The organism is Saccharothrix sp. NRRL B-16348 (assembly GCF_001280085.1).
Taxonomy (GTDB): Bacteria; Actinomycetota; Actinomycetes; order Mycobacteriales; family Pseudonocardiaceae; genus Actinosynnema.
Window position 1 is genome coordinate 151,018 of record NZ_LGED01000125.1, and the last position, 22,197, is coordinate 173,214.

Below are 22,197 nucleotides of genomic sequence, written 5' to 3' on the forward strand. Positions count from 1 at the left end.
CGCTGAGTCCCGGTCTGCGGCTCGACACGTCGTGACCGCCGTAAACGGGAGCGGTGGGGCGTGGGGGATGCGAGGATTGGCGCGTGGCTTTCGGCATGGGCGTGGACCGGGCAGTCCCGTTCGGCTACAAGTGCTTGTGGCTCGCCGTCACCGCGCCGGACCCGGCCACCGCGGCCGACGTGCTGGGGCTGATCCGGCGCAAGCGGGTGACGTGGGCGCACGGCGTCGACCTCGCCTACGACGGCGCGGTGTTCGTCGCGCCGCCGATCGGCCCCTGGGTGCTGGTGCCGGGTCACGGCCTGCCCGACGCGTCCAGCCCGGGTTTCCTGGAGTGGGTCGTCGGGTTGAGCGCGCGGCTCGGGCACGTGCAGTTCTTCCAGACCCACCGCGTCACCGGCACGTGCGCCTGGGCGTTGGCCGCGGGCGGGAAGGTGCGCCGGGCCTACCACTTCGACGGCGGCGGCGTGCCGCTGTTCGAGGGCGAGGTGACGGTGGACGAGAACTCGCTCGGCGTCGGCACCCGGCCCGAGTCGGCGGACGACGAGAGCTGGTGGGACACCACCCCGGGCGAGGACGACGTCATGGCGCTGGCCCACCGGTGGAGCGTCGACCCGACCACGATCGAGGGCGTGGCGACCGACGGCCGCGGCATCGCGGGCCGGTTGCGCCACTAGCCGTTAGTCCACAAAGGACGATCCACGTGGCGGCGGTCGCGCGGCCGATCGCGCCGGGCCCGCCGTCCGGTTCGCGAACGCCCACGACGTGCCGCCCGGCCGCGCACTGTCCTAAGTAGACGGATTTACCCGACGTTCGGAGGGCTGACACCTCACGTTCCGAGGAGCAGCATCAGCGGGGTGTCACCCCATCCCTGCTGAAGCTGTGAGGTGAACCAGTGCGGAGAACCCTGCAACTCCTCGCTGCCGCCCTCCTCGTGGTACCGCTCTTAGGCGGAACCGCGACCGCGGCACCGACACCGCAACACGTCGAACAGACCCAGAAGGTCGGCGAGGACGAGGTCGTCTCGACCGTCCTCGGCGGCAAGACCCTGACCACCACCGTCGAACGTCCCGGTTCGTGGTACCTGAAGACGCACTTCACCGGCCTGCGCCTGGTCGCGGGCGACGTGCTCACGGTGTCCGACCCGACCGGCGCCGAGTCGTACCGCTACACGGCCGACGTCACCGCGTCGGGCACCGCGACCGTGGACGGCACAGGTTTCTGGGCCATGTCGGTCACCGGCGACAAGGCCGTGGTCAGCCTGCGCGGCCGGGACGGCGGACCGGCGCACCCGGCCAGCCGGGTGAAGCTCGACAAGATCACCCGCGGGTACACCGACGCGGAACTGGCCGCGGCGGCGGAACTGACGCCGAAGAGCATCTGCGGCACGAACGACTACCGCGACGCCGTCTGCTACCAGTCGAGCAACCCCACCGAGTTCGGCAGGACCAGGGCGGTGGCCAAGCTGCTGCGCAACGGCGGCTCGCTGTGCACGGCCTGGCGGGTCGGCGCGAACAACCGGATGCTGACCAACAACCACTGCTTCACCAGCGGCACCGGTATCGAGGTCTGGTTCAACTACCAGTGCCCGACCTGCGGCGGCACGGCCAGCTCGGCGGTCACCAAGGTGCTGGTGTCGTCGGTGCTCAAGACCAGCGCGGCGTTGGACTACACGCTGTTCAGCGTCACCAACTTCGCGTCGCTGTCGTCGTTCGGCTACCTGGAGCTGGACGCGCGGGTGCCCGCGGTCGGCGAGGAGATGTACATCGTCGGCCACCCGGCCGGCAAGCTCAAGAAGCTCTCCCTGCGTGACGACCAGAACGGCGGCGGCTACTGCGCCGTGTCCGCCGTCCGGGTGAACGGCAGCTCGTCGCAGTCCGACATCGCCTACCGGTGCGACACCGAGGGCGGCTCGTCGGGCTCGCCGGTGCTGTCCCGGCGCACGCACAAGGTGATCGGGCTGCACCACTACGGCGGCTGCCCGAACCAGGGCGTCCGGATCGACCTGGTCGCCGGCCAGATCGGCTCCCTGCTGTAACGCCTCACGCGGGCCGCGCTCGCTGGGGTGCGGCCCGCGTGACCGGCAGGTTTGGCCGGACCGCGGCTGGGTACGTCGAACCGGTGGACAGCGTGCTCGACCTCGGCGACCTGTTCCCCGGCCTGCGCGTGGACGACCTCGTGGTGGACTACGAGGACGGGGACGACCCCGTGCTGCGGCACCCCGACGGCACGGAGATCGACACCTGGCGTGAGAACTACCCGTACCCGACGCGGCTGACGCGCGAGGAGTACGACCTGTCCAAGCGCCTGCTCCAGATCGAGCTGCTGAAGCTCCAGTACTGGATCAAGGACACCGGCGGGCGGATGGTCGTCGTGTTCGAGGGGCGTGACGCGGCGGGCAAGGGCGGCACCATCAAGCGGTTCACCGAGCACCTCAACCCGCGTGGTGCGCGGGTCGTGGCGTTGAGCAAGCCGACCGAGCGCGAGCAGGGCGAGTGGTACTTCCAGCGGTACGTCGACCACCTGCCGACCGCCGGCGAGATCGTGCTGTTCGACCGGTCCTGGTACAACCGCGCCGGCGTCGAACGGGTCATGGGCTACTGCACCGACGAGCAGTACGAGCGGTTCATGAGGCAGGCGCCGACGTTCGAGCGGATGCTGGTGGACGACGGGATCGTGCTGGTCAAGCTGTGGTTCTCGGTGTCGCGGGCGGAGCAGCGGACGCGGTTCCTGATCCGGCAGGTCGACCCGGTGCGGCAGTGGAAGCTCAGCCCGAACGACGTCGAGTCGCTGGACCGGTGGGACGCCTACACCGAGGCGAAGGTGGCGATGTTCCGGGCCACCGACACGCGCGCCGCGCCGTGGACCGTGGTGAAGAGCAACGACAAGAAGCGGGCCCGGATCGAGGCCATGCGCAGCGTGCTGGCGCGGGTCGACTACACCGACAAGGACCCCGAGGTGGTCGGCGAGCCGGACCCGCGGGTGGTCGGCCCGGCGGCCACGCTGCTGGAGGAGGGCGAGGACGAGGCCACGCTCAGCCCGACCCCCCTCGCGCACGCCACCGACGCCGACCACGGACCGGGCGTGCACCCCTGAGGCAGGTCGTTCTCACGTCACGGGGATGCCCTCGACGATCGACAGCCGGGTGCCGGTCGGGATCACCCCGGTCAGCCGGAAGCCTGCCGCGGTGAACAGGGCGTCGAACTCGGCGCGGGTGCGTTCCCGCCCGGTCAGCGAACTCATCATGAGCAGGTCGATGACCTTGCCCGGGTCTGGGTCGTTGCCGGGCGGGATCACGGCGTCGACGACCAGCACGCGGCCGTGGTCGGAGACGGCTCGGCGGCAGTGGCGGAGGATGCGCACGCACTGCTCGTCGTCCCAGTCGTGCAGGATCCGCTTGATCAGGTAGACGTCGCCGGGCGGCGCCCCGGTGAAGAAGTCGCCGGGGACCAGCTCCCAGCGGTCGTCCGCGCCGAGTTCGCCGAGCCGGTGCTTTTGCAGCACGTGCGGCTGCTCGAAGAGCACACCGCGCAACCCGGGGTGCTCGCGCAGCACGGCCAGCAGCAGACCGCCGTGCCCGCCGCCGAGGTCGACGACCGTCGCCGACGCCGGGAAGTCGTACGCCCACGCGACGAGGGGGTTCTCCGGGTCGGACATCTCCGCCATGCCGACGTGGAAGACGGCCGCGGTGTCGGCGTCACGGGCGAAGTGGTCGAAGAACGGCATCCCGAACAGCCGCTCGAACGGCGAGGTGCCGGTGCGCACGGCCTCCTCCAACTCGCCCGCCGGCTGCCAGAACGTCTTGTCGGTGAGCATCAGGACCGCGGAGCGGAACGACCCCGGCACGTCGCCGCGCAGCAACTCGGCCGCCGGGGTGAGCGCGAACCGGCCCTCGTCGTCCTCGACGAAGATCCCGCGCGTGGCCAGCAGCCGCAGCATCCGGTGCAGGTTGAGCGGGTCGGCGCCGACCGCCTCGGCCAGCTCGGCGACCGGACGCGGCCCGGTGCTCAGGTGATCGGCCACGCCCAACGCCGCGGCGGCGCGCAACGCGGCCGAGAACAGGTAGCCCATCGCGTGGTCCATCAGGGCGAAGCGGGGGTCGGTTTCCGCCGGCCGCTCGACCGAGCCGGGGGAGTTCTCCACAGTTGACACTGTCCGCACGTTAGTGATGACCGAGAGTCATCGCCAGTAATCGTTCCCGTTCGGGCAACCGGGTCAGCCGCCGTCCTCCGTCGGCTGGACCGACGGTTCGGGTTCGGGGCTCGGCTGCGGGCTCTCGGACGTGGTGGTCGCCGGGGCGGAGGTGGGTTGGCCGGTGGTGGTGACGACCGGCGCGGTGGTGTCGCCGTCGGGTCCGGCTTGGGGGTCGGCCGCGTTCCGGGCCGGCGCGTCTTCGGCCGCCGGGTCGTCGGCCGGGGACGTCGTGGGCTGCGGTGTGGTGGGCGCGGGGGTCGTGCCGGTGGCTTGGGGCGTGACGATGAACCGGGGTTGGTCCTGCGCCGGGTCGGCGGAGGTCGCCGTGCCGGGGGACGCCTGCTGCGTCGTTGCTTCGGGCGGGGCGGAGGTGGCGGGTCGGTCGCCGGAGAGCGCGGCCAACGTGATGGCGAACGCGCCGACCAGCGCGCTTGCCGAGGCGACGAGCGCGTACGACGGGCGCGTGCCCGCACGGGGAAGCTTCTCGGTGTCCGCCTCGACTGTGCTGGGTGGTGGGGCAGCAAGGTCGGTGTTCGGCTTGGCTGTGTCGGGCGGCGTGGCGGCGGAGTCGGCGTCCGGCTCGCCGCTGTTTGGCGGCGTGGCAGCGGCTGCGTTGACCGGCTCGGCGCTGTTGGGCGGTACGGCAGCGGCTGCGTTGACCCGCTCGGTTGCCTTGGGCGGTGGGGCAGCGGGGTCGGCGTCGGGCCCGGCTGCGTCGGGTGGTGGGGCGATGGGGTCGGTTGCCTGCTTGGTTGCGCTGCCGGGCGCGGCAGCGGGGTCGACGTCCGGCTCGGGCCGGTCTTCCGGCGGCGGGGCGAGGACGGTGGTGGCCGGTTCGGCGGCGTCACCGGGTGGCAGGGTGATCGCGCCCAGCAGGACCTGCGCGCAGTCGTGCGCGGTCGGCCGGTCGGCCGGCGCGGCGGAGGTGGTCCGGGCCAACAGGTTCCGGAGGTCGGCGGGCAGGTCGTCGGGGATCACGGGTGGGCGGTGCAGGCGGGCGACCGCGGCCTCCACGTCGCCGCCCTCGTACTCGCGCCGGCCGGTCAGGCACTCCAGGAGCACCAGGCCCAGGGCGTAGACGTCGGTCGGGTGGTCGATCTCCTGGCCCAGCACCTGTTCCGGCGCGAGGTAGGCGGCGGTGCCGACCAGTTGATCCGTGCGGGTCAGCCGGGTGGCTCCGGTCAGGTGGGCCAGGCCGAAGTCGGCCAGGTAGGCGTTGTCCTCGCGGTCGAGCAGGATGTTCGCCGGCTTCACGTCGCGGTGCACGAGGCCGTGGGCGTGCACGTGCGCCAGCGCGTCGGCCAGCCGTGCGCCGAGCCGGCGCACCTCGTCCAGCGGCAGCGGTCCGAGGGCGAGGCGTTCGTGCAGGGTCCGGCCTTCGACCAGCCGCAGCACCACGAACGGGGTCGGCGCCGTGGTGTCGGCGTCGTAGACCGACACCAGCGCCGGGTGCGTGAGCCCGGCCAGGACGCGGACCTCGTTGTCGAACCGCCGGGCGTCGGCGGGGTCGAAACCGGGCCGCACCAGCTTGATCGCGACGTGCCGCCGCAGCACGGTGTCCCACGCCCGGTGCACCTCGGCCATGCCGCCGATCCCGATCGGCTCGATGAGCTGGTAGCGGCCGGACGGCACCTTGTCGCCTACCGAGGGTGACACTTCATACCTCCGGTCGCGTGAACAGGACACTTCCGAGTGCCCTGATCGCGCTGACGCCAAACAGGTGAGCGCGCCTCGGGTCGGCGGTCGCGGAGGGGCGTGCGTTCCGGGTCGACGGGCCTGTGCGGGCCGCCTGGCGCTTGGGTGAAACCGTGTCGTGGCCAGGTGATCCTCCCTTACGCTGCCGTCATGGCGAGAGCGCTCGGCGTCGTCCCGTTAGTGGCACTGCTGGTCGGGTGCGGCGCCACCGTGACCGGGACCGCCGTGCCGGTGCCGGACCCGACGTTCCCCGAACCACCCGCGCGCACCGCCGAGGTGCTGCTGCGCGACCCGGCGTCGATCGACCCGTGCGGGCAGGTGGAGCCCGCGGACGTGGCGGTGTTCGGCGAGGCGTCGATCGCGCCGGTCGAGTCACTCGACTACTGCGTGCTCAAGGTGACCACCGGCGGTGCGGTGCTCGACGTGGTGGCGGGCGGCTTGGACCGGGTGCAGCACGAGGCCGTGTTCGACGGGCCGCTGGTGCCGTACGAGGAGTTGCGGATCGTCGAGATCCGCGGCGGCAGCGGCGTCCAGTGCCAGCGCGGCTTGGTGTTCCCCGACCTGGTGGCGCTGAACGTGACCGTCGACAACCACTCCACCGAGGACGTGCCCGCGCCGCTGCTGTGCGCGGTCGCCGACGTCGTGGTGCGCGCCATCGCGGACCGCGTGCTCGCGGGCGACGTGGAGCGCCGGCGGTACGCGGCGAAGTCCCTCGGGCCGGTGCACGCGTGCCGCGGGCTGTCGGACGCGACGGTCGCGCGGCTGCCCGGACTGGCGGGTTCGCGCGCCTGGCCCTACCCGGCGGGCCACCAGTGCCGGTGGAGCCCGGACGGCACGACGACCCCGCCCAGGGTGCGGGTCACCTACTCGGTGGGCACGCCGACCGAGCCGAACGGCGGCAACAGCAAGCTCGAGGACATCGCCGGCCGCCCCACCGTGATGTCCGGCTTGACCACGTCGTCGCTCGTGCTGTGCGGCGCGGAGACCACCCACGTCCCGTTCGAGGACGGGTTGAGCGAACTCGCCCTCGTCACCGTCGCCCTGCCGACCGGCGCGACCGTCGAGGACGCGTGCGCCGCGGTGCGGGTCGTCGCGGCCGAGGTGTGGGCCGGCCTGCCGGCGTGACGGCGTGGCACGACCCGGACCGGACGGAGCCGGGAGGCGGCCTGCGGGCTGGGACACCGCGGCGCCTCGACCGGCTCCGTCTCCGGACGAACACCCCCCTGACATCCGCCCGGCACAGCGAGCATGCCCGACGTGTGCCGGCGAAACGCTTAACCACCGTTGAATCACCTGGTCACAGGCCGTGCCGCCACCGGGTCCCGAGGCTCCGGGCGACCTGGTCGGCCGGCGCCTAAGGGTGGATGACCAGACCCCGGCCGCCGTCGCGCTTGGCCTCGTACATGGCCTTGTCCGCACGGTTGAGCACGGACGCGGCGGTGGCCTCGGGGTCGTGGTCGGCGCAGATCACCACGCCGACCGACGCGCTGATCTCCTCGCCGAGCGCGTCGAGGATGCGAAACGCCACCTTCTCCGGCTCCTCCAGTCCTTCGACCAGGACGCCGAACTCGTCGCCGCCGAGCCGCGCCACCACGTCGGTGTCGCGGACGCACTGCCGCAACTGCTGCGCCACCCGTTCGAGCATCGCGTCGCCGTGCGCGTGGCCGGAGACGTCGTTGACCGCCTTGAAGTCGTCCAGGTCGACGAACAGCAACCCGAACGGCGTGCCGTCGCGGTGGTGCTCGGCCAACGCCTCGTCCAGCCTGCGCTCGAACAGCGCCCGGTTGGCCAGCCCGGTCAACGGGTCGTGGTGCGCCTGGTGCGTCAGGGTGTGCTCGGACTCGCGCAGCAGCAGCACGAGCTTCGTGTTGTCCACGAGGGTCACGAGCTGCCGCAGGATCACCGCGACGAACACGGTGAAGCCGCAGCCGATCTCCACCGCGTCCAACGGCCCGAGGTCGCCGATGATCGTGCGCCGCAGCACCAGCACGCTGCTGACCAGTAAGGGCACGTACGGCATCAGTAGGTAGGCCCACTGCCACGACCGCCGGTTGCGGCTCGGCCCGGTCGAGGGCGACGGCACGGGCGCCAAGGCCGCCAACGCGATCAGCGCGGGCCCGATCACGAACCCGGCGTTGGCCAGCGGCGGCACCTCCGGCGCCTGGATGCTGACCAGGTAGGCGAACGCGAAGTCGGACGCGGCCAGCCCGACCAGGCCGAGCCCGAGCAACCGCAGCTGCGGTCGCAGCACGACCTTGCGGTCCGCGCTCAGCACCACCACGATCACCAGCAGCACGAGGTCCGTCACCGGGTAGGCGATCGCCACCAGGAACGCCGCCGAACCCGGGTGGCCCGCGGCGACCAGCCCGCCGAGCGACGTGGTCCAGGTCAGCACGAACAGCGACCCGACCACGATCAGGCCGTCGAGCAGCAGCACCAGCCGGGCGCTGCGGGAACGGCGGTCGAGCAGCGCGTCGGGCCGGTCCGACCGGCGGAAGTTGCCGATGACCAGCAGGGCGATGAACGCGAACGGCACGATGCTGAGGTAGCCGGCGTCCGCGGGCGACGGTGACGGCACCGCGCGCCGCTCGACGAGCTGGTACCACGTCCACAACGCCTGACCGGTGGACCAGCCCGCCATGCCGAAGCCCATCGCCAGCCGCCAACGGCGGTCCGGCCCGGTCGCCCGGCGAGCCGTCCACCAGCAGCAACCGGTCGCGAACAGGCCCGTGGCGAGCTGGGCGAGGTCGTCCAGGACCACGGCGCCCTCACCCTTGACGATGTCGAAACTCGCGGCCACGGACGCGGCGGTGGCCAGCGCCAGCACCACCGCGGCCGTGATGGCGAACCGCCTCGTCCCGATCACGCCGGTCAGTGTGCCGCATTCCGGTGCCTTCGGCCGGGTCACCCTGGGAGGATCGGCGGGTGGCAGAGCAGGAGGTTCCCGTCGCCGAAGACGTGGCGACGGAGCAGGAGTACGAGCGGTTCGCGCGGCACCGGATCGGCGAGTTGGGCGGCGACGCGGACGCGTTCGGCCTCTCGTACAACGTGCTGCACCTGGCGTACATGATGATCACCGACTACGAGGCGCTGGTGCACCGCGAGCAGGGGTGGACCATGCCCGGGTTCCGGTTGATGTTCAAGCTGTGGATCCTCGGTCCGACCCAGCCCGCGCGGCTGGCAGACCTGTCCGGCACGACCAGGTCGGCGATGTCCAACCTGATCAACACGCTGGAGCGGGCCGGGCTGGTCGAGCGGACCAGGGACGGGCAGGACCGGCGCGTGGTGTTCGTGGCGCTCACCCGGGAGGGCCGCGAGGCGGTGTCGGGCGTGTTCCCGCGCCAGAACGCGCGCGAGGCGCGCTGGTTCGCCGTGCTGGACGAGGACGAACGCGCACAGATGGCGCAATTGATCCGACGAGTGGCCGCCGCCCGTCCGAGGTAGTCCGGTCGAGACGCGGTATTTCGCAATATCGTCGCGATTTCAACAAACGCCGTGCGGCTCGCCCGTGGTCGGCGGCAATTCGTGCGCCGACTATGCCCGGTCGGCTGGAAACGGCGTGCGCATTTCTTCGGGAAAGCATTTGTTCCACTATCTGGGAGTGATTCCACTCTAATGGAGGAGCAGTGCTCGGTGCGGCATTGCGCTACGGTCCTGTAACCGCCGTCACATCGCATGTCGAACCGCACGAGAAAGGCCGTTCATGCTGACCTTAGTGGCCGCGGCTGCATTGACCCTGTCCGCGCTCGTCCCCTCAAGTGAAACGACGGTCGAGACCGCGCCCGAATACGTCACGGTCCAGGTCAGGACCGTGAACGGGTCCGGTTGCCCGGCGGGCACCGCGGCGGTCGCCGCCGCACCGGACCGCACCGCCTTCACCGTCACTTACAGCCAGTTCCTCGCGCAGGCGGGCGCCGACTCCGAGCCGACGGACTTCCGGAAGAACTGCCAGCTCACGCTGGAGCTGAACTACCCCCAGGGCTTCACCTACGGCATCGCACAGGCCGACTACCGCGGGTTCGCGCACCTCCAGCGCGGCGCGGTGGGCATGGAGCAGGGCAACTACTACTTCCAGGGCATGTCGCCGACCGCCCGGAAGAGCCATTCCTACGCCGGGCCCTTCAGCGACAACTGGCAGGCCACGGACGCCACGGAATGGGACGCCATCGTCTACGCGCCGTGCGGCGAACAACGGATGTTCAACATCAACACGGAACTGCGCGTCACCGCGGGCACGTCGACCGGCACCAGTTTCATGGTGATGGACTCGACCGACAGCAACGTGAGCACCACGTACCACTTCTCGTGGAAGCGGTGCTGAGGCAGCCCGACCGGTGACCGAGGGACTTGCGTCAATTCGCCGCCGATACCGTGCTCATTGACGAGTCGGAAGGTGCTGCATGTTCAATTTCGTGGCGGCCGTCACCATGGCGGCGGCGGTGATCGTCATTCCTCCCGGCGGGGCGCCGAACACCACCCCGCCGCCGGATCACATGACCATCGACGTGGTGACCGTCAACGGCTCCGGATGCCCGGCCGGTACCGCGGCCGTGGCGGTCTCACCGGACAACAAGGCGTTCACCGTCACCTACAGCCAGTTCATGGCGCAGGTGGGCGTAGGCGCGCTGCCCACCGATTTCCGGAAGAACTGCCAGCTCAACCTGAGGCTGAACATCCCACAGGGGTTCACCTACGGCATCGCGCAAACCGACTACCGCGGCTTCGCCCACCTCGAGCAAGGCGCGAGCGGTCTGGAACGGGCCAACTACTACTTCCAGGGCATGTCGCCGACGGCGTACCGGAGCCACAGCTACGCGGGACCGTTCAGCGACGACTGGCAGGCCACCGACACCACCGAACTCGCCGCGATCGTGTACCACCCGTGCGGTGAGCAACGGCTGTTCAACATCAACACGGAGCTGCGGGTGAGCGCCGGCTCGTCCGACACGACGAAGACCACCAGCTTCATGTCCATGGACTCCACGGACGGCAGCGTCGAGACGACGTACCACTTCGCCTGGAAGACCTGCCCGTGAACGGACCGGCTCGGTGAGCGGTGGATCCCCGCCCACCGAGACCGGCCCGCCTGAGCGCGTGCGCCGCACGTTCGAGCGATCGGCGCGCGCACCGGATTGACCGACCCGGGTGGCCGGACCACGCTGTCCGGCCACCCGGGAAGGGCGTCCCCGGCCGCACTCCGTTGTGCGGCCGGGGACGAGTCACACGAGCGGCCGGTCGGTGGGCTCGATCGGCCTGGGCAGCACGGCGCGGCCCGTCAGGTAGGCGTCCACGCCGGCGGCGGCCGAGCGGCCCTCGGCGATGGCCCACACGATCAGCGACTGGCCGCGGCCCATGTCGCCGGCCACGAACACGCCGTCGACGGAGGTCGCGAACTCCTCGTCCCGCGCCACGTTGCCGCGCGCGTCGAGGTCGACGCCCAGCTCGGTGAGCAGGCCGTCCTTCTCCGGGCCGACGAAGCCCATCGCCAACGTCACCAGCTGCGCCGGGATCTCCCGCTCGCTGCCGGGCACCGGCTCGAACCGCCCGCCGGACGCCTCGACCTCGACCAGCTTCAACGCCCGCACCGCGCCGTCGTCGTCGCCGAGGAACTCCACAGTGGACACGGAGTACAGCCGCTCGCCGCCCTCCTCGTGCGCCGACGTGACCCGGTACAGCATCGGGTAGGTCGGCCACGGGTGGGCCTCGGCGCGCTTCTCCGGCGGCCGGGGCATGATCTCCAGCTGCGTCACCGACAGCGCGCCCTGGCGGTGGGCCGTGCCGACGCAGTCCGCGCCGGTGTCGCCGCCGCCGATGACGACGACGTGCTTGCCCTCCGCGGTGATCGGCGGCGCGTCCAGCTCGCCGCGCGCCACCTTGTTCGCGCCCGGCAGGTACTCCATCGCCTGGTGCACGCCGGCCAGCTCACGGCCCGGCACGGGCAGGTCGCGCCACGCCGTCGCGCCGCCCGCCAGCACCACCGCGTCGTAGGACTCCCGCAGCTGTTCGACCGTGACGTCCACGCCGACGTTCACGTTCGTCCGGAACTCGGTGCCCTCGGCCCGCATCTGGTCCAGCCGGCGGTCCAGCCGCCACTTCTCCATCTTGAACTCGGGGATGCCGTACCGCAGCAGCCCGCCGATCGCGTCGGCCCGCTCCAGCACCACCACCGAGTGCCCGGCGCGGGTCAGCTGCTGCGCGGCGGCCAGGCCCGCGGGCCCGGAACCCACCACGGCCACCGAACGACCGGTGCGCGTGGCGGGCAGCTGGGGCGTGACCCAGCCCTCGTCCCACGCCCGGTCGATGATGGAGATCTCGACCCGCTTGATGGTGACGGGATCGCCGTTGATCCCCACCACGCACGCGGCCTCGCACGGCGCCGGGCACAACGTCCCGGTGAACTCCGGGAAGTTGTTGGTCGCGTGCAGCCGGTCCGCCGCCTTGCGCCAGTCGTCGCTGAACACCAGGTTGTTCCACTCGGGGATCAGGTTCCCCAGCGGGCAGCCCTGGTGGCAGAACGGGATGCCGCAGTCCATGCACCGGCCGGCCTGCTTCTCCAGCTTGGGCCGCTCGAACTCCTCGTACACCTCGCGCCAGTCGCGCAGGCGCAGGAAAACGGGACGGCTGCGCGGAGTCTCACGCTCGGTGGTGAGGAACCCACGAGGGTCAGCCATGAGACGCCTCCATGATCGCTTCGTTGACGTCCCGGCCCTCCAGCTCGGCCCGGGCCTGTGCCGCCAGCACGCGCTTGTAGTCCTTCGGCATGACCTTGGTGAACCGGTCCACCGCCAGGTCCCAGTCGGCCAGCAGCGCGTGCGCCACCGCCGAGTCCGTTTCCAGGTAGTGCTTCTCCACCGCGCGCCGCAGGAACTCACGGTCCGACTCGTCCAGCGGGTCGAGGTCCACCATCTCGGGGTTGACCCGCTGCACGGCCGCGTCCAGCACGTAGGCGATGCCGCCGGACATGCCCGCGGCGAAGTTGCGCCCGGTCGCGCCGAGCACGACCACCCGGCCGCCGGTCATGTACTCGCACCCGTGGTCGCCGACGCCCTCGACGACGGCCAGCGCGCCCGAGTTGCGCACGCAGAACCGCTCGCCGACCTTGCCGCGCAGGAAGACCTCGCCGCCGGTCGCGCCGTAGCCGATCACGTTGCCCGCGATGATGTGCTGCTCGGCGGCGAACTGCGCGTCGGGCACCGGCCGGACGACGATCCGACCGCCCGACAAGCCCTTGGCCACGTAGTCGTTCGCGTCGCCGACGAGCCGCAACGTGATGCCGCGCGGCACGAACGCGCCGAACGACTGCCCGGCCGTGCCGGTGAACGTGATGTCGATCGTGTCGTCGGGCAGGCCCTCGCCGCCCCACCGCTTGGTCACCTCGGAGCCGAGCATGGTGCCGACGGTGCGGTTGACGTTGCGCACCGGCAGCTCCAGCCGCACCCGGTCACCCGAGGCGATCGCGCCCTCGGCGAGCTGGATCAGCGTGTTGTCCAACGCCTTGTCGAGACCGTGGTCCTGGGTGGTGGTGCGGTGCCGCGCGGCGCCCTCGGGCAGCGGCGGCACGTGGAAGATCGGCGACAGGTCGAGCCCGGCCGCCTTCCAGTGGTCGACCGCGGCCCGCGTGTCGAGCAGGTCCGCGTGCCCGACGGCCTCGGCCAGGGTCCGGAAACCCAGCTGCGCCAACAGCTCCCGGACCTCCTGCGCGATGAACTCGAAGAAGTTCACCACGTGCTCGGCCTGGCCCGCGAACTTCGCCCGCAGCACCGGGTTCTGCGTGGCCACGCCGACCGGACAGGTGTCCAGGTGGCAGACCCGCATCATGACGCAGCCCGACACGACCAGGGGAGCGGTGGCGAAGCCGAACTCCTCCGCGCCGAGCAGCGCCGCGATCACCACGTCCCGCCCGGTCTTGAGCTGGCCGTCGGTCTGCACCACGATCCGGTCGCGCAACCGGTTGGCCAGCAACGTCTGCTGCGTCTCGGCCAGGCCCAGCTCCCACGGTCCGCCCGCGTGCTTGATGGACGACAGGGGTGACGCGCCGGTGCCGCCGTCGTGGCCGGAGATCAGCACCACGTCCGCGTGCGCCTTGGACACGCCCGCCGCGACCGTGCCGACGCCGACCTCGGAGACGAGCTTCACGTGGATGCGCGCCGCCGGGTTGGCGTTCTTCAGGTCGTGGATGAGCTGCGCCAGGTCCTCGATCGAGTAGATGTCGTGGTGCGGCGGCGGCGAGATCAGGCCGACGCCGGGCGTGGAGTGCCGGGTCTTGGCGATCCACGGGTACACCTTCGCGCCGGGCAGCTGGCCGCCCTCGCCGGGCTTCGCGCCCTGCGCCATCTTGATCTGGATGTCGTCGGCGTTGACCAGGTACTCGCTCGTCACGCCGAACCGGCCCGACGCCACCTGCTTGATCGCCGAACGCCGCGAGTCGCCGTTGGCGTCGGGCGTGAACCGCTCGGCGTCCTCGCCGCCCTCACCGGTGTTGGACTTCGCGCCCAGCCGGTTCATCGCGATGGCCAGCACCTCGTGCATCTCCTGCGAGATGGAGCCGTAGGAGATGGCGCCGGTGGCGAACCGCTTGACGATGGACGAGACCGGCTCGACCTCGTCGATCGGCACCGGCTCGCGCACGCCCTCCTTGAACGCGAACAGCCCGCGCAGCGTCATCAGCCGCTTGGCCTGCTCGTCCACGCCCCGCGTGTACTCCTTGAAGATGTCGTAACGGCCGGTGCGGGTGGAGTGCTGGAGCTTGAACACCGTCTGCGGGTTGAACAGGTGCGCCTCGCCCTCGCGGCGCCACTGGTAGTCGCCGCCGACCTCCAGCTCGCGGTGGTGCGCCCGGACGCCGTCGGCCGGGAACGCCATCCGGTGGCGCCGCGCCACTTCCTCGGCGATGACGTCGAAGCCGACGCCGCCCAGCCGCGAGGTGGTGCCGGTGAAGCACGAGTCCACGACCTCGCCGCCGAGGCCGATGGCCTCGAAGATCTGCGCGCCGGTGTAGGACGCCACGGTCGAGACGCCCATCTTGGACATCGTCTTGCGCACGCCCTTGCCCAGCGCCTTGATCAGGTTGCGGGTGGCGACCTCCGGCTCGACGTCCGGCAGCTCCTCCACCGACGCCATCGCCAGGTACGGGTTCACCGCCTTCGCGCCGTAGCCGATGAGCAGCGCGATGTGGTGCACCTCGCGGGCGTCGCCCGCCTCCACGATCAGGTCGACCTGGGTGCGGGTCTTCTCCCGCACCAGGTGGTGGTGCACCGCGCCGGTCAGCAGCAGCGACGGGATCGGCGCGTGCTCCTGGTCGACGCCCCGGTCCGACAGCACGACCAGCCGCGCGCCGTCCTCGATCGCCCGGGACACCTCGGCGCGGATCTCGTCCAGCCGCCGCACCAGCGCCTCGCCACCGCCCGCCACGTCGTACAGGCCGCGGACGGTGAACGTGCGGAACTCCGGCAGCGTGCCGTCGTCGTCCACGTGCACGAGCTTGGCCAGCTCGTCGTTGTCCAGCACGGGGAACGGCAACGAGATCCGGCGGCACGACGTGGCGTCGACCGACAGCAGGTTGGGCTCCGCGCCGAGCGTGGCGTGCAGCGAGGTGACCAGCTCTTCGCGGATCGCGTCCAGCGGCGGGTTGGTCACCTGGGCGAACAACTGCGTGAAGTAGTCGAACAGCTGCCGCGGCCGGTCCGACAGCGGCGCGAACGGCGCGTCGTTGCCCATGGACCCGATCGGTTCCGCGCCGGAGCGGGCCATCGGGCCCAGCAGCAGCGCCATTTCCTCTTCCGTGTAGCCGAACGCCTGCTGGCGGCGCACCAGGGACGAGTGCGTCGGCACCTCGCGCTCACGCGCCGGGAGGTCGGCCAGGTGCAGGACGCCGTCGGCGACCCACTCCTGGTACGGGTGCTCGGCCGCGAGCTGCCCCTTGATCTCCTCGTCGTCGATGATCCGACCCTGGGCGGTGTCGACCAGGAACATCCGGCCGGGCTCCAGCCTGCCCTTGCGCACGATCGTGGCCGGGTCGAACTCCAGCACGCCCGCCTCGCTGCCGAGCACGACCAGGCCGTCCTCGGTGACCCAGTACCGGGCCGGCCGCAGGCCGTTGCGGTCGAGCACCGCGCCGATCAGGGTGCCGTCGGTGAACGCCACGAGCGCCGGGCCGTCCCACGGCTCCATGAGCGTGGAGTGGAACTCGTAGAACGCGCGCCGTTGCGCGTCCATCTCGGCGTGGTTCTCCCACGCCTCGGGAATCATCATCAGCACCGCGTGCGGCAGGCTGCGCCCGCCCAAGTGCAGCAGCTCCAGCACTTCGTCGAACGTCGCCGAGTCGCTGGCGCCGCGCGTGATGACCGGGAAGACCCGGGACAGGTCGCCGGGGATCAGGTCGGTGGCGAGCATCGACTCGCGCGCGTCCATCCAGTTCCGGTTGCCGCGCAACGTGTTGATCTCGCCGTTGTGCGCCACGTACCGGTACGGGTGGGCCAGCGGCCACGACGGGAACGTGTTGGTGGAGAACCGCGAGTGCACCAGGCCGATCGAACTGGTGACCCGCTCGTCGGTCAGGTCGGGGAAGAACTTCTCCACCTGGGGCTCGGTGAGCATGCCCTTGTAGACGATCGTCCGCCCGGACAGGCTCGGGAAGTACACGTCGGTCGCGTGCTCGACGCGCTTGCGCACCACGAACGCCAGGCGCTCCAGCTCCAGCCCTTCCGCTCCGCTGAGGAAGAGCTGGCTGAACGCGGGCATGGTGGTCTTCGCGGTCGGGCCGACGTGGTCGGCGTCCACCGGCAGTTCGCGCCACCCGAGGACCGTCGCGCCCTCTTCGGCGGCGATGCGCTCGATCCGGCCCTTGACCTCGTCCTGACCCTCCTGGGGGAGGAACGCGGTGCCTACCGCGTAGCCGCCGGGCTCGGGCAAGGGGAAGTCGACGACCTCGCGGTAGAACGCGTCGGGCACCTGGATCAGGATGCCCGCGCCGTCACCGGTCTCCGGCTCGGCGCCGCGCGCTCCCCGGTGTTCGAGGTTGCGCAGCGCCACCAGAGCCTGGTTGACGATCGCGTGGTTTCTGCGACCGGCCAGGTCGGCGACGAACGCGACACCGCAGGCGTCGTGCTCGTACTGCGGGTCGTAAAGGCCTTGCGGCTGGTGGTGGTGGGTCACAACGGGCCCTCCCGTGGCGTCGTCCGGGCATACGGAGACGGCCGAACGCCCGCGCGCGGCTTTACGCGGACAACTCGGCCTGCAGGTACTGGCTGTGGACCCACGCCCGAGAGATCTTCGGCGTGGGTTCCGCACTCCGTTGTGCGGGAGAACTGCACTTGCTCGTGCGCGCCTCGCGGCCGGATGGGGCCGTTCGGGAGCGCTTGGCGGTGCACCGGGATTGCCGGGGTCTTGTGACGATAGTGTGAATTCGCGGTTATGGCTCTAGTCCGACAGGGCGTCGTGGTGAATCACACCCCTACTTGACGCCGTTCCGACCAGCGGGGTACACCCGGTCGGACCAGAGTTTCGCTCGGTTTCGCGGCTTCAGCGTCGGGTGAAGTCAGCTGCCGGCTCTTCTGGACTCCACTCCGCAGCCCACCGCGACGGCGAGGCACAGCGCCGCGAGGGCGCCCTGCCACCACGCGGCCTCGCTCACGGCCAGGATCACGTTGACGCCCGAGACCAGCGCGAACAGCGCGGCCAGCAGCGCCCAGAGCCGGCGTTCGGCCTTCTCACCCCGCAGCACGAGCAGGGATGTCGGTGGGTGGGTCACGGCGCACACCTCCGGTCCGGGCCCGTCGCGCTCGACGGCGACAGGTCGGGTGCGAGTACCCGCACTTTGCGTACCTCACACCTCCGGGTCGCGACTTTCTCCGACCCGCTCCGGAGGGTGTGCGCGCTGCGTGATCGGGATCAGCCGACCGTTGCTCCGAACAGGAGACCGACGTAGTACGTGACGATCATCGTGAGCGACCCGACGACCACGTTGCGGCGCACCGCGCGGCCCACGCGGCTCGCCCCGAGGCGGGCGCTGACCACCCCGGTGAGCACCAGACCGACCAGCACGGCCACCGCGCACGCCCACACCCGCCAGCCGGTCGGCGGCAGCACGATCGCGACCAACGGGATCAGCGCGCCGACCGCGAACGCCGCCAGCGACGCCCACGCGGCCTGCCACGGGCTGGTCAGGTTGTCCGGGTCGATCTGCAGCTCGATCTCGGCGTGCGCGCGCAGGGCGTCCCGCTCGGTCAGCTCGCGGGCGACCTGCGCGGCCAGCTCCTCGGACAGCCCCTTGTCCTGGTAGAGCTCGGCGAGCTCGCGCTCCTCCTCCTCGGGCATGTCGCGCAGCTCGCGCTCCTCGAGCTTGAGCGCGGCCCGCTCGGTGTCCCGCTGGGTGCTGACCGACACGTACTCGCCGCCCGCCATCGACAGCGAGCCCGCGACGAGCCCGGCGACGCCCGCCGCGAGGATCGTGGTGCGGTCGGCCGTGGCGCCCGCGACGCCGACCACGAGCCCCGCCGTCGACACGATGCCGTCGTTGGCGCCGAGGACACCGGCGCGCAGCCAGTTGAGCCTGCCGGAGAGGTCGTCGTGGTGCGGTTCGCCGGGGTGCGTCATGACCGTGATCGAACCACCACTCGGCTAACGGGTGGCATCCCTCCCGCGAACGGGTGAAGGGGTGGACAGCGGGCGGATTCCGCCCCCTGGGGTTGGCGTGATCGACTCCCGGCTGACGAATCAGGGAGCGGTGGCCGGCGGGCGCGCGGTGCCGCTCGGGGTCGGGTCGGTCGCGGCCACGGCGCCGCCCGTGCCGTCCGACGGCGCATCGTGCGGTGTGCCGACTGGGCGCGCGAACACCGGTTGAACAGCCGGTGCCGGTGGTCGGAGCGGGTCAGCCTTGGTCGTCCTGGGTGGCTGTCCGGTCGAGGTGCTGTTCGATCAGGCGCTGGTTGTCCGCCAGTCGGAGGCAGAGGTGCCGGAGCGCGGTCAGGTCGGCGGGCGTGAAGCCGCGGAAGATCGCCGACATCGCGACCTCGGACGGGCGGCGGAACGCGTCCAGCCACTCCTGGCCGGTGGGCGTGATCCTGGCGAGGACGGACCGCCGGTCGGTGGGGTCGGGCTCGCGTGCCACCAGGCCGTCCCGTTCGAGGGTGTCGACCAGTCCCGTGACGTTGCGCGCGCTGACGCCGGCCGACCGCGCGAGGACGCCGAGCGTCATGCCGTCCTCGGGCGCGGCGCTCAGGCGCACCAGGACGTCCAGCGCGCCGGAGCTGAGCCCGCGACTGTCGGTCCCGCGTGACCGCAGGCGTTCCACGGCGTGGTGGGCGGTGCGCACGGCGGCGGCGGCCTCGAACGCCGCGGTGTCGCCGCCGTGGGTGAACAGGGTCATCGCGGTCCTGACCCGGGAGTCGGTCGAGTTCCGGTTCACGGCTCCGCGTCGACGGTGGTCAGCCGGTTTCCACGATCCGCCACTGCGGTCCGCCGACCCAGGTGGCCTCCAGCCGGGAGCGGTGGCCGGCGTTGGTGAACTCGACCACGACGGCGTCCGCGGGCTGTTCGACGGTGGCGGCGAAGCCCTGGCGCGGTGTGGCCGAGATGGGCTCCATGTCCGTGGCGGAGAAGCTGATCGCGGCGACCCCGCCGTGCAGGGTGAAGCTGCGCAGGTAGACCGGTTCGCCGTTCCGCTCGGTCCACGTGCCGTTCTCCGACGGCAGGGGTTGCGTGGTCGTGGTGGTGGTCGGCGGCACCGTGGTCGTCGTGGTCGGCGCCACCGTCGCGATCACCGCGACCGTGGTCGTCGTGGTGATGGGCGCGGGGGTGGTGGTCGTGGTGGTGGCCCTGGCGATCGCCGAGGACTGCGTCGGTCCGGCGACGACGCGCGGCCGTTCGGGTGCGCCCGCGTCCAGCACGAACCGGATGCCCAGCCAGGACAGCACCACGGCGACCGCGGTCGACGCCGACCACGCGGCGAAGTACTGCAGGCCCCTGGTCACCCGGACATCCTGCCGGCGCGGTGAACCCCTTTGCTCGGCACGGGGTTCACGGCGTGGTGACGTGGTGGCCGGCGTGGTTGCCCACGTGGCTGCCGACGTCGTCCCGGTCGGCGGCGGCGAGGACGGTGTCGAGCAGGTGCGGGAACCGGGTGTCGAGGTCGTCGCGGCGCAGTCGGAGGTAGCAGCGGGTGCCCTCGTCGCGGCGCCAGGTCAGGCCCGCGGCGTTGAGCACCTTGAGGTGGTGGCTGAGCGTCGACTTGGCGACGGGGACGGCGAACTCGCCGAAGGTGTACTCCGCGCCGTCGGCCATCAGGCGGACCAGGCCGACGCGGAGGGGGTCGCTGAGCGCCGCGAGGACGTCGGTCAGGGTCAGCTGATCGACGTCCGGGTTGGCGTCCGCGTGGCGCACGCGGACAGTCTAGAGGCTCCATGTTCGAGGTTTTGCGAACATCGAACTGGTCACGATAGGTTGTTCGATGTTCACCGAACTTCGAATGGGCGAGGTGTGGGATCACATGGAGTTTGACGGGCAGATTGCGCTGGTCACCGGCAGCACGTCGGGCATCGGCCGGGAGGCCGCGCGGCTGTTGGCGGCCGGTGGCGCGATGGTGATCGTCACGGGGCGTGACGCGGCGCGCGGTGCGGAGACCGTGGCGTCCATCGAGGCGGAGGGTGGGAGGGCGAAGTTCATCGCCGCCGACATGGCGGACCTGGCGTCGGTGCGTTCGTTGGCGGAGGCGGCGGGCGAGGTGGACGTGCTGGTCAACAACGCCGGTGTCTTCCCGTTCACGCCGACCGCGGAGCAGGACGTGGCGGGCTTCGAGCGGCTGTTCGACGTGAACGTGCGGGCGCCGTTCTTCCTGACCGCCGCGCTGCTGCCGGGCATGGCGGCCCGCGGCCGGGGCAGCGTGGTCAACGTGTCCACGTCCGCGACCTCGTACGCCGTCCCCGGTGCGGCGGCCTACGCGGCGACCAAGGCGGCCTTGGAATCCCTGACCCGGACGTGGGCCGTGGAGTACCGCGGCACCGGTATCCGCGTCAACGCCGTCGCGCCGGGCGCCACGGTCACCGAGGGGACGCAGGCCCTCGCCCCCGAAGCCGTCGCCGAATCAGGCCGCAGGTCCCCGCTCGCCCGCACCGCCTCGCCGCGCGAGATCGCCGAGGTCATCGTCTTCCTGGCCTCGCCGCGCTCCAGCTACGTCCACGGCGAACTGATCCAAGCCGACGGCGGCCGCACCATCGGCTAACCCCCACCTCCCGCGTGTCCTACCTCCAGAACGCGCGTGTCCTACCTCCAGAACGCGCGTGTCCTACGTTCAGAACGCGCGTGTCCTACGTTCAGAACGCGCGTGTCCTACGTTCGCGTACCCCGAGTTCAACGCTCAGAACAGTCGATCTTTGACGTGAACGTAGGACACGCGTGACTTGAAGGTTCGACACGCGCGAGGGGGTCAGGTGGTGGCGGAGTTCAGCAGGGGGAGGTAGCCCTGGCTGTAGCCCGTCGCGTTGGGGTGGAACGACTCCGCCAGGCGGAACAGGGAGAACTGGTTGATCCACGGCGAGCCGCCGCACGCGCCGTGGCCCGCGAAGTGGGCGCGGGCGTCGACGTAGCGGACGCCGGCCGCCGCGGCCCGGGCCGAGATCACGGTGTGCAGGTCGTCGGCGCCCCGGTTGAGCGCCGCACGCTTGGTCGCGCTCATGCACGTGCCGTTCGGCTCCACCAGCCGCGGATAGCCCAGCACGACCACGGTCGCGTTCGGGGCGCGGTTGCGGATCGTCGCGTACGTGGCGTCGAGCCGCCCCGGCAACGTGGTGCGCGCGGTTTCGATGCCGGCGTTCACGGCGTTGACGCAGCTCGTGTCGCTGCCCGTGACGCAGGTGATCATGGTGTTGGCGAACCCGACGTCGTTGCCGCCGATGGTGATCGAGACCAGGTCGGTGCCCGCGTCGAGCGAGGCGAACTGGTCGGTCATGCTTCTCGTGGTGGCCCCGCCGCAGGCGGCGTACTTGAACGACGACACCTCGTGCGTGTTCGCCCACAGCTGCGCGTACCCGCGCGCACTGCGGTAGCACGAGCCGCTGAGGTACGGCGGCGCGCCCGTGCCGGAGGAGTACGAGTCGCCGAGGGCGACGTAGTCGACCGGGGCGGCGGCCCGCGCCGCGGTCGAGGTGAGCATGACGGCCAGGGCGGCGGGCAGCACCGCGCACACGACCCTGAGAAGACGTCCGCGCACGTCCAGTCCTTCCTCGAAGAATCACCTGCGTGAAGGCGGCAGGTCGCCGACGTTACGAAGGCGTTCCGAGGGATCACAGTCGGTGCTATTCTCATTACCTGCGAGTA

Annotated in this window: 19 protein-coding genes; 8 read left to right on the forward strand and 11 right to left on the reverse strand. The window is 71.3% G+C overall.

All coding sequences use genetic code 11. The features are described 5' to 3' along the window. The first annotated feature begins 83 nt into the window (after positions 1 to 83). From ADK67_RS14065 to ppk2, 3 genes are all read left to right on the forward strand, one after another. On the forward strand, positions 84 to 674 hold the full coding sequence (locus tag ADK67_RS14065) for a hypothetical protein (protein ID WP_053716853.1): 591 nt from the start codon (positions 84 to 86) through the stop codon (positions 672 to 674). A gap of 218 nt (positions 675 to 892) precedes the next feature. Continuing rightward, complete coding sequence (locus tag ADK67_RS14070) at positions 893 to 2,035, forward strand: trypsin-like serine peptidase (RefSeq protein WP_157620283.1); 1,143 nt, start codon at positions 893 to 895, stop codon at positions 2,033 to 2,035. Positions 2,036 to 2,145: 110 nt separating this feature from the next. Further along, a complete protein-coding gene (gene ppk2, locus ADK67_RS14075) occupies positions 2,146 to 3,093 on the forward strand; it encodes a polyphosphate kinase 2 (RefSeq protein WP_231648181.1) in 948 nt (315 codons plus the stop codon). Positions 3,094 to 3,105: 12 nt separating this feature from the next. On the opposite strand, the gene ADK67_RS14080 is transcribed toward ppk2, so the two are convergent. Beyond that, positions 3,106 to 4,149 carry a methyltransferase gene (locus ADK67_RS14080; protein ID WP_197289439.1) on the reverse strand — a complete coding sequence of 348 codons (1,044 nt, stop codon included), beginning with the start codon at positions 4,147 to 4,149 and terminating at the stop codon, positions 3,106 to 3,108. Between the two features lie 63 nt (positions 4,150 to 4,212). Beyond that, positions 4,213 to 5,847: a serine/threonine-protein kinase gene (locus ADK67_RS14085; protein WP_157620285.1), complete on the reverse strand. Its 1,635-nt coding sequence runs from the start codon at positions 5,845 to 5,847 to the stop codon at positions 4,213 to 4,215. 189 nt (positions 5,848 to 6,036) lie between these two features. On the opposite strand from ADK67_RS14085, the gene ADK67_RS14090 reads away from it, so the two are divergent. Beyond that, on the forward strand, positions 6,037 to 7,011 hold the full coding sequence (locus ADK67_RS14090) for a hypothetical protein (protein ID WP_157620287.1): 975 nt from the start codon (positions 6,037 to 6,039) through the stop codon (positions 7,009 to 7,011). Between the two features lie 229 nt (positions 7,012 to 7,240). Here ADK67_RS14090 and ADK67_RS14095 read toward each other — a convergent pair whose 3' ends face one another. Then, positions 7,241 to 8,752 carry a GGDEF domain-containing protein gene (locus tag ADK67_RS14095; protein WP_053716937.1) on the reverse strand — a complete coding sequence of 504 codons (1,512 nt, stop codon included), beginning with the start codon at positions 8,750 to 8,752 and terminating at the stop codon, positions 7,241 to 7,243. Positions 8,753 to 8,811: 59 nt separating this feature from the next. On the opposite strand from ADK67_RS14095, the gene ADK67_RS14100 reads away from it, so the two are divergent. From ADK67_RS14100 to ADK67_RS14110, 3 genes are all read left to right on the forward strand, one after another. After that, on the forward strand, positions 8,812 to 9,330 hold the full coding sequence (locus ADK67_RS14100) for a MarR family winged helix-turn-helix transcriptional regulator (RefSeq protein WP_053716857.1): 519 nt from the start codon (positions 8,812 to 8,814) through the stop codon (positions 9,328 to 9,330). 259 nt (positions 9,331 to 9,589) lie between these two features. Then, positions 9,590 to 10,207, forward strand: a complete 618-nt coding sequence (locus tag ADK67_RS14105; protein ID WP_053716858.1) for a DUF4360 domain-containing protein — start codon at positions 9,590 to 9,592, stop codon at positions 10,205 to 10,207. A 106-nt stretch (positions 10,208 to 10,313) separates the two neighbouring features. After that, positions 10,314 to 10,922 carry a DUF4360 domain-containing protein gene (locus tag ADK67_RS14110; protein WP_442974139.1) on the forward strand — a complete coding sequence of 203 codons (609 nt, stop codon included), beginning with the start codon at positions 10,314 to 10,316 and terminating at the stop codon, positions 10,920 to 10,922. Between the two features lie 183 nt (positions 10,923 to 11,105). Here ADK67_RS14110 and ADK67_RS14115 read toward each other — a convergent pair whose 3' ends face one another. The 7 genes from ADK67_RS14115 to ADK67_RS14145 form a co-directional block, all read right to left on the reverse strand. Next, a complete protein-coding gene (locus ADK67_RS14115) occupies positions 11,106 to 12,557 on the reverse strand; it encodes a glutamate synthase subunit beta (protein WP_053716860.1) in 1,452 nt (483 codons plus the stop codon). After that, complete coding sequence (gene gltB, locus ADK67_RS14120; protein WP_053716861.1) at positions 12,550 to 17,040, reverse strand: glutamate synthase large subunit; 4,491 nt, start codon at positions 17,038 to 17,040, stop codon at positions 12,550 to 12,552. Before gltB ends, ADK67_RS14115 begins: the two co-directional genes overlap by 8 nt. Before the next feature lie 382 nt (positions 17,041 to 17,422). After that, positions 17,423 to 17,635 (reverse strand): hypothetical protein, encoded by a 213-nt coding sequence (locus tag ADK67_RS14125; RefSeq protein WP_053716862.1) that lies wholly within the window; start codon positions 17,633 to 17,635, stop codon positions 17,423 to 17,425. A 140-nt stretch (positions 17,636 to 17,775) separates the two neighbouring features. Next, positions 17,776 to 18,480: a VIT1/CCC1 transporter family protein gene (locus ADK67_RS14130; RefSeq protein ID WP_053716863.1), complete on the reverse strand. Its 705-nt coding sequence runs from the start codon at positions 18,478 to 18,480 to the stop codon at positions 17,776 to 17,778. Positions 18,481 to 18,754: 274 nt separating this feature from the next. Then, a complete protein-coding gene (locus tag ADK67_RS14135; protein WP_082403473.1) occupies positions 18,755 to 19,252 on the reverse strand; it encodes a MarR family winged helix-turn-helix transcriptional regulator in 498 nt (165 codons plus the stop codon). 58 nt (positions 19,253 to 19,310) lie between these two features. Then, complete coding sequence (locus ADK67_RS14140; protein ID WP_053716865.1) at positions 19,311 to 19,856, reverse strand: hypothetical protein; 546 nt, start codon at positions 19,854 to 19,856, stop codon at positions 19,311 to 19,313. Between the two features lie 46 nt (positions 19,857 to 19,902). Then, positions 19,903 to 20,265 carry an ArsR/SmtB family transcription factor gene (locus ADK67_RS14145; protein WP_053716866.1) on the reverse strand — a complete coding sequence of 121 codons (363 nt, stop codon included), beginning with the start codon at positions 20,263 to 20,265 and terminating at the stop codon, positions 19,903 to 19,905. Between the two features lie 106 nt (positions 20,266 to 20,371). Here ADK67_RS14145 and ADK67_RS14150 point away from each other — a divergent pair, with 106 nt between their 5' ends. Continuing rightward, positions 20,372 to 21,103 (forward strand): SDR family NAD(P)-dependent oxidoreductase, encoded by a 732-nt coding sequence (locus tag ADK67_RS14150; RefSeq protein WP_053716938.1) that lies wholly within the window; start codon positions 20,372 to 20,374, stop codon positions 21,101 to 21,103. Positions 21,104 to 21,307: 204 nt separating this feature from the next. Here ADK67_RS14150 and ADK67_RS14155 read toward each other — a convergent pair whose 3' ends face one another. Continuing rightward, a complete protein-coding gene (locus ADK67_RS14155; protein WP_231648178.1) occupies positions 21,308 to 22,090 on the reverse strand; it encodes an SGNH/GDSL hydrolase family protein in 783 nt (260 codons plus the stop codon). Positions 22,091 to 22,197: the final 107 nt, after the last annotated feature.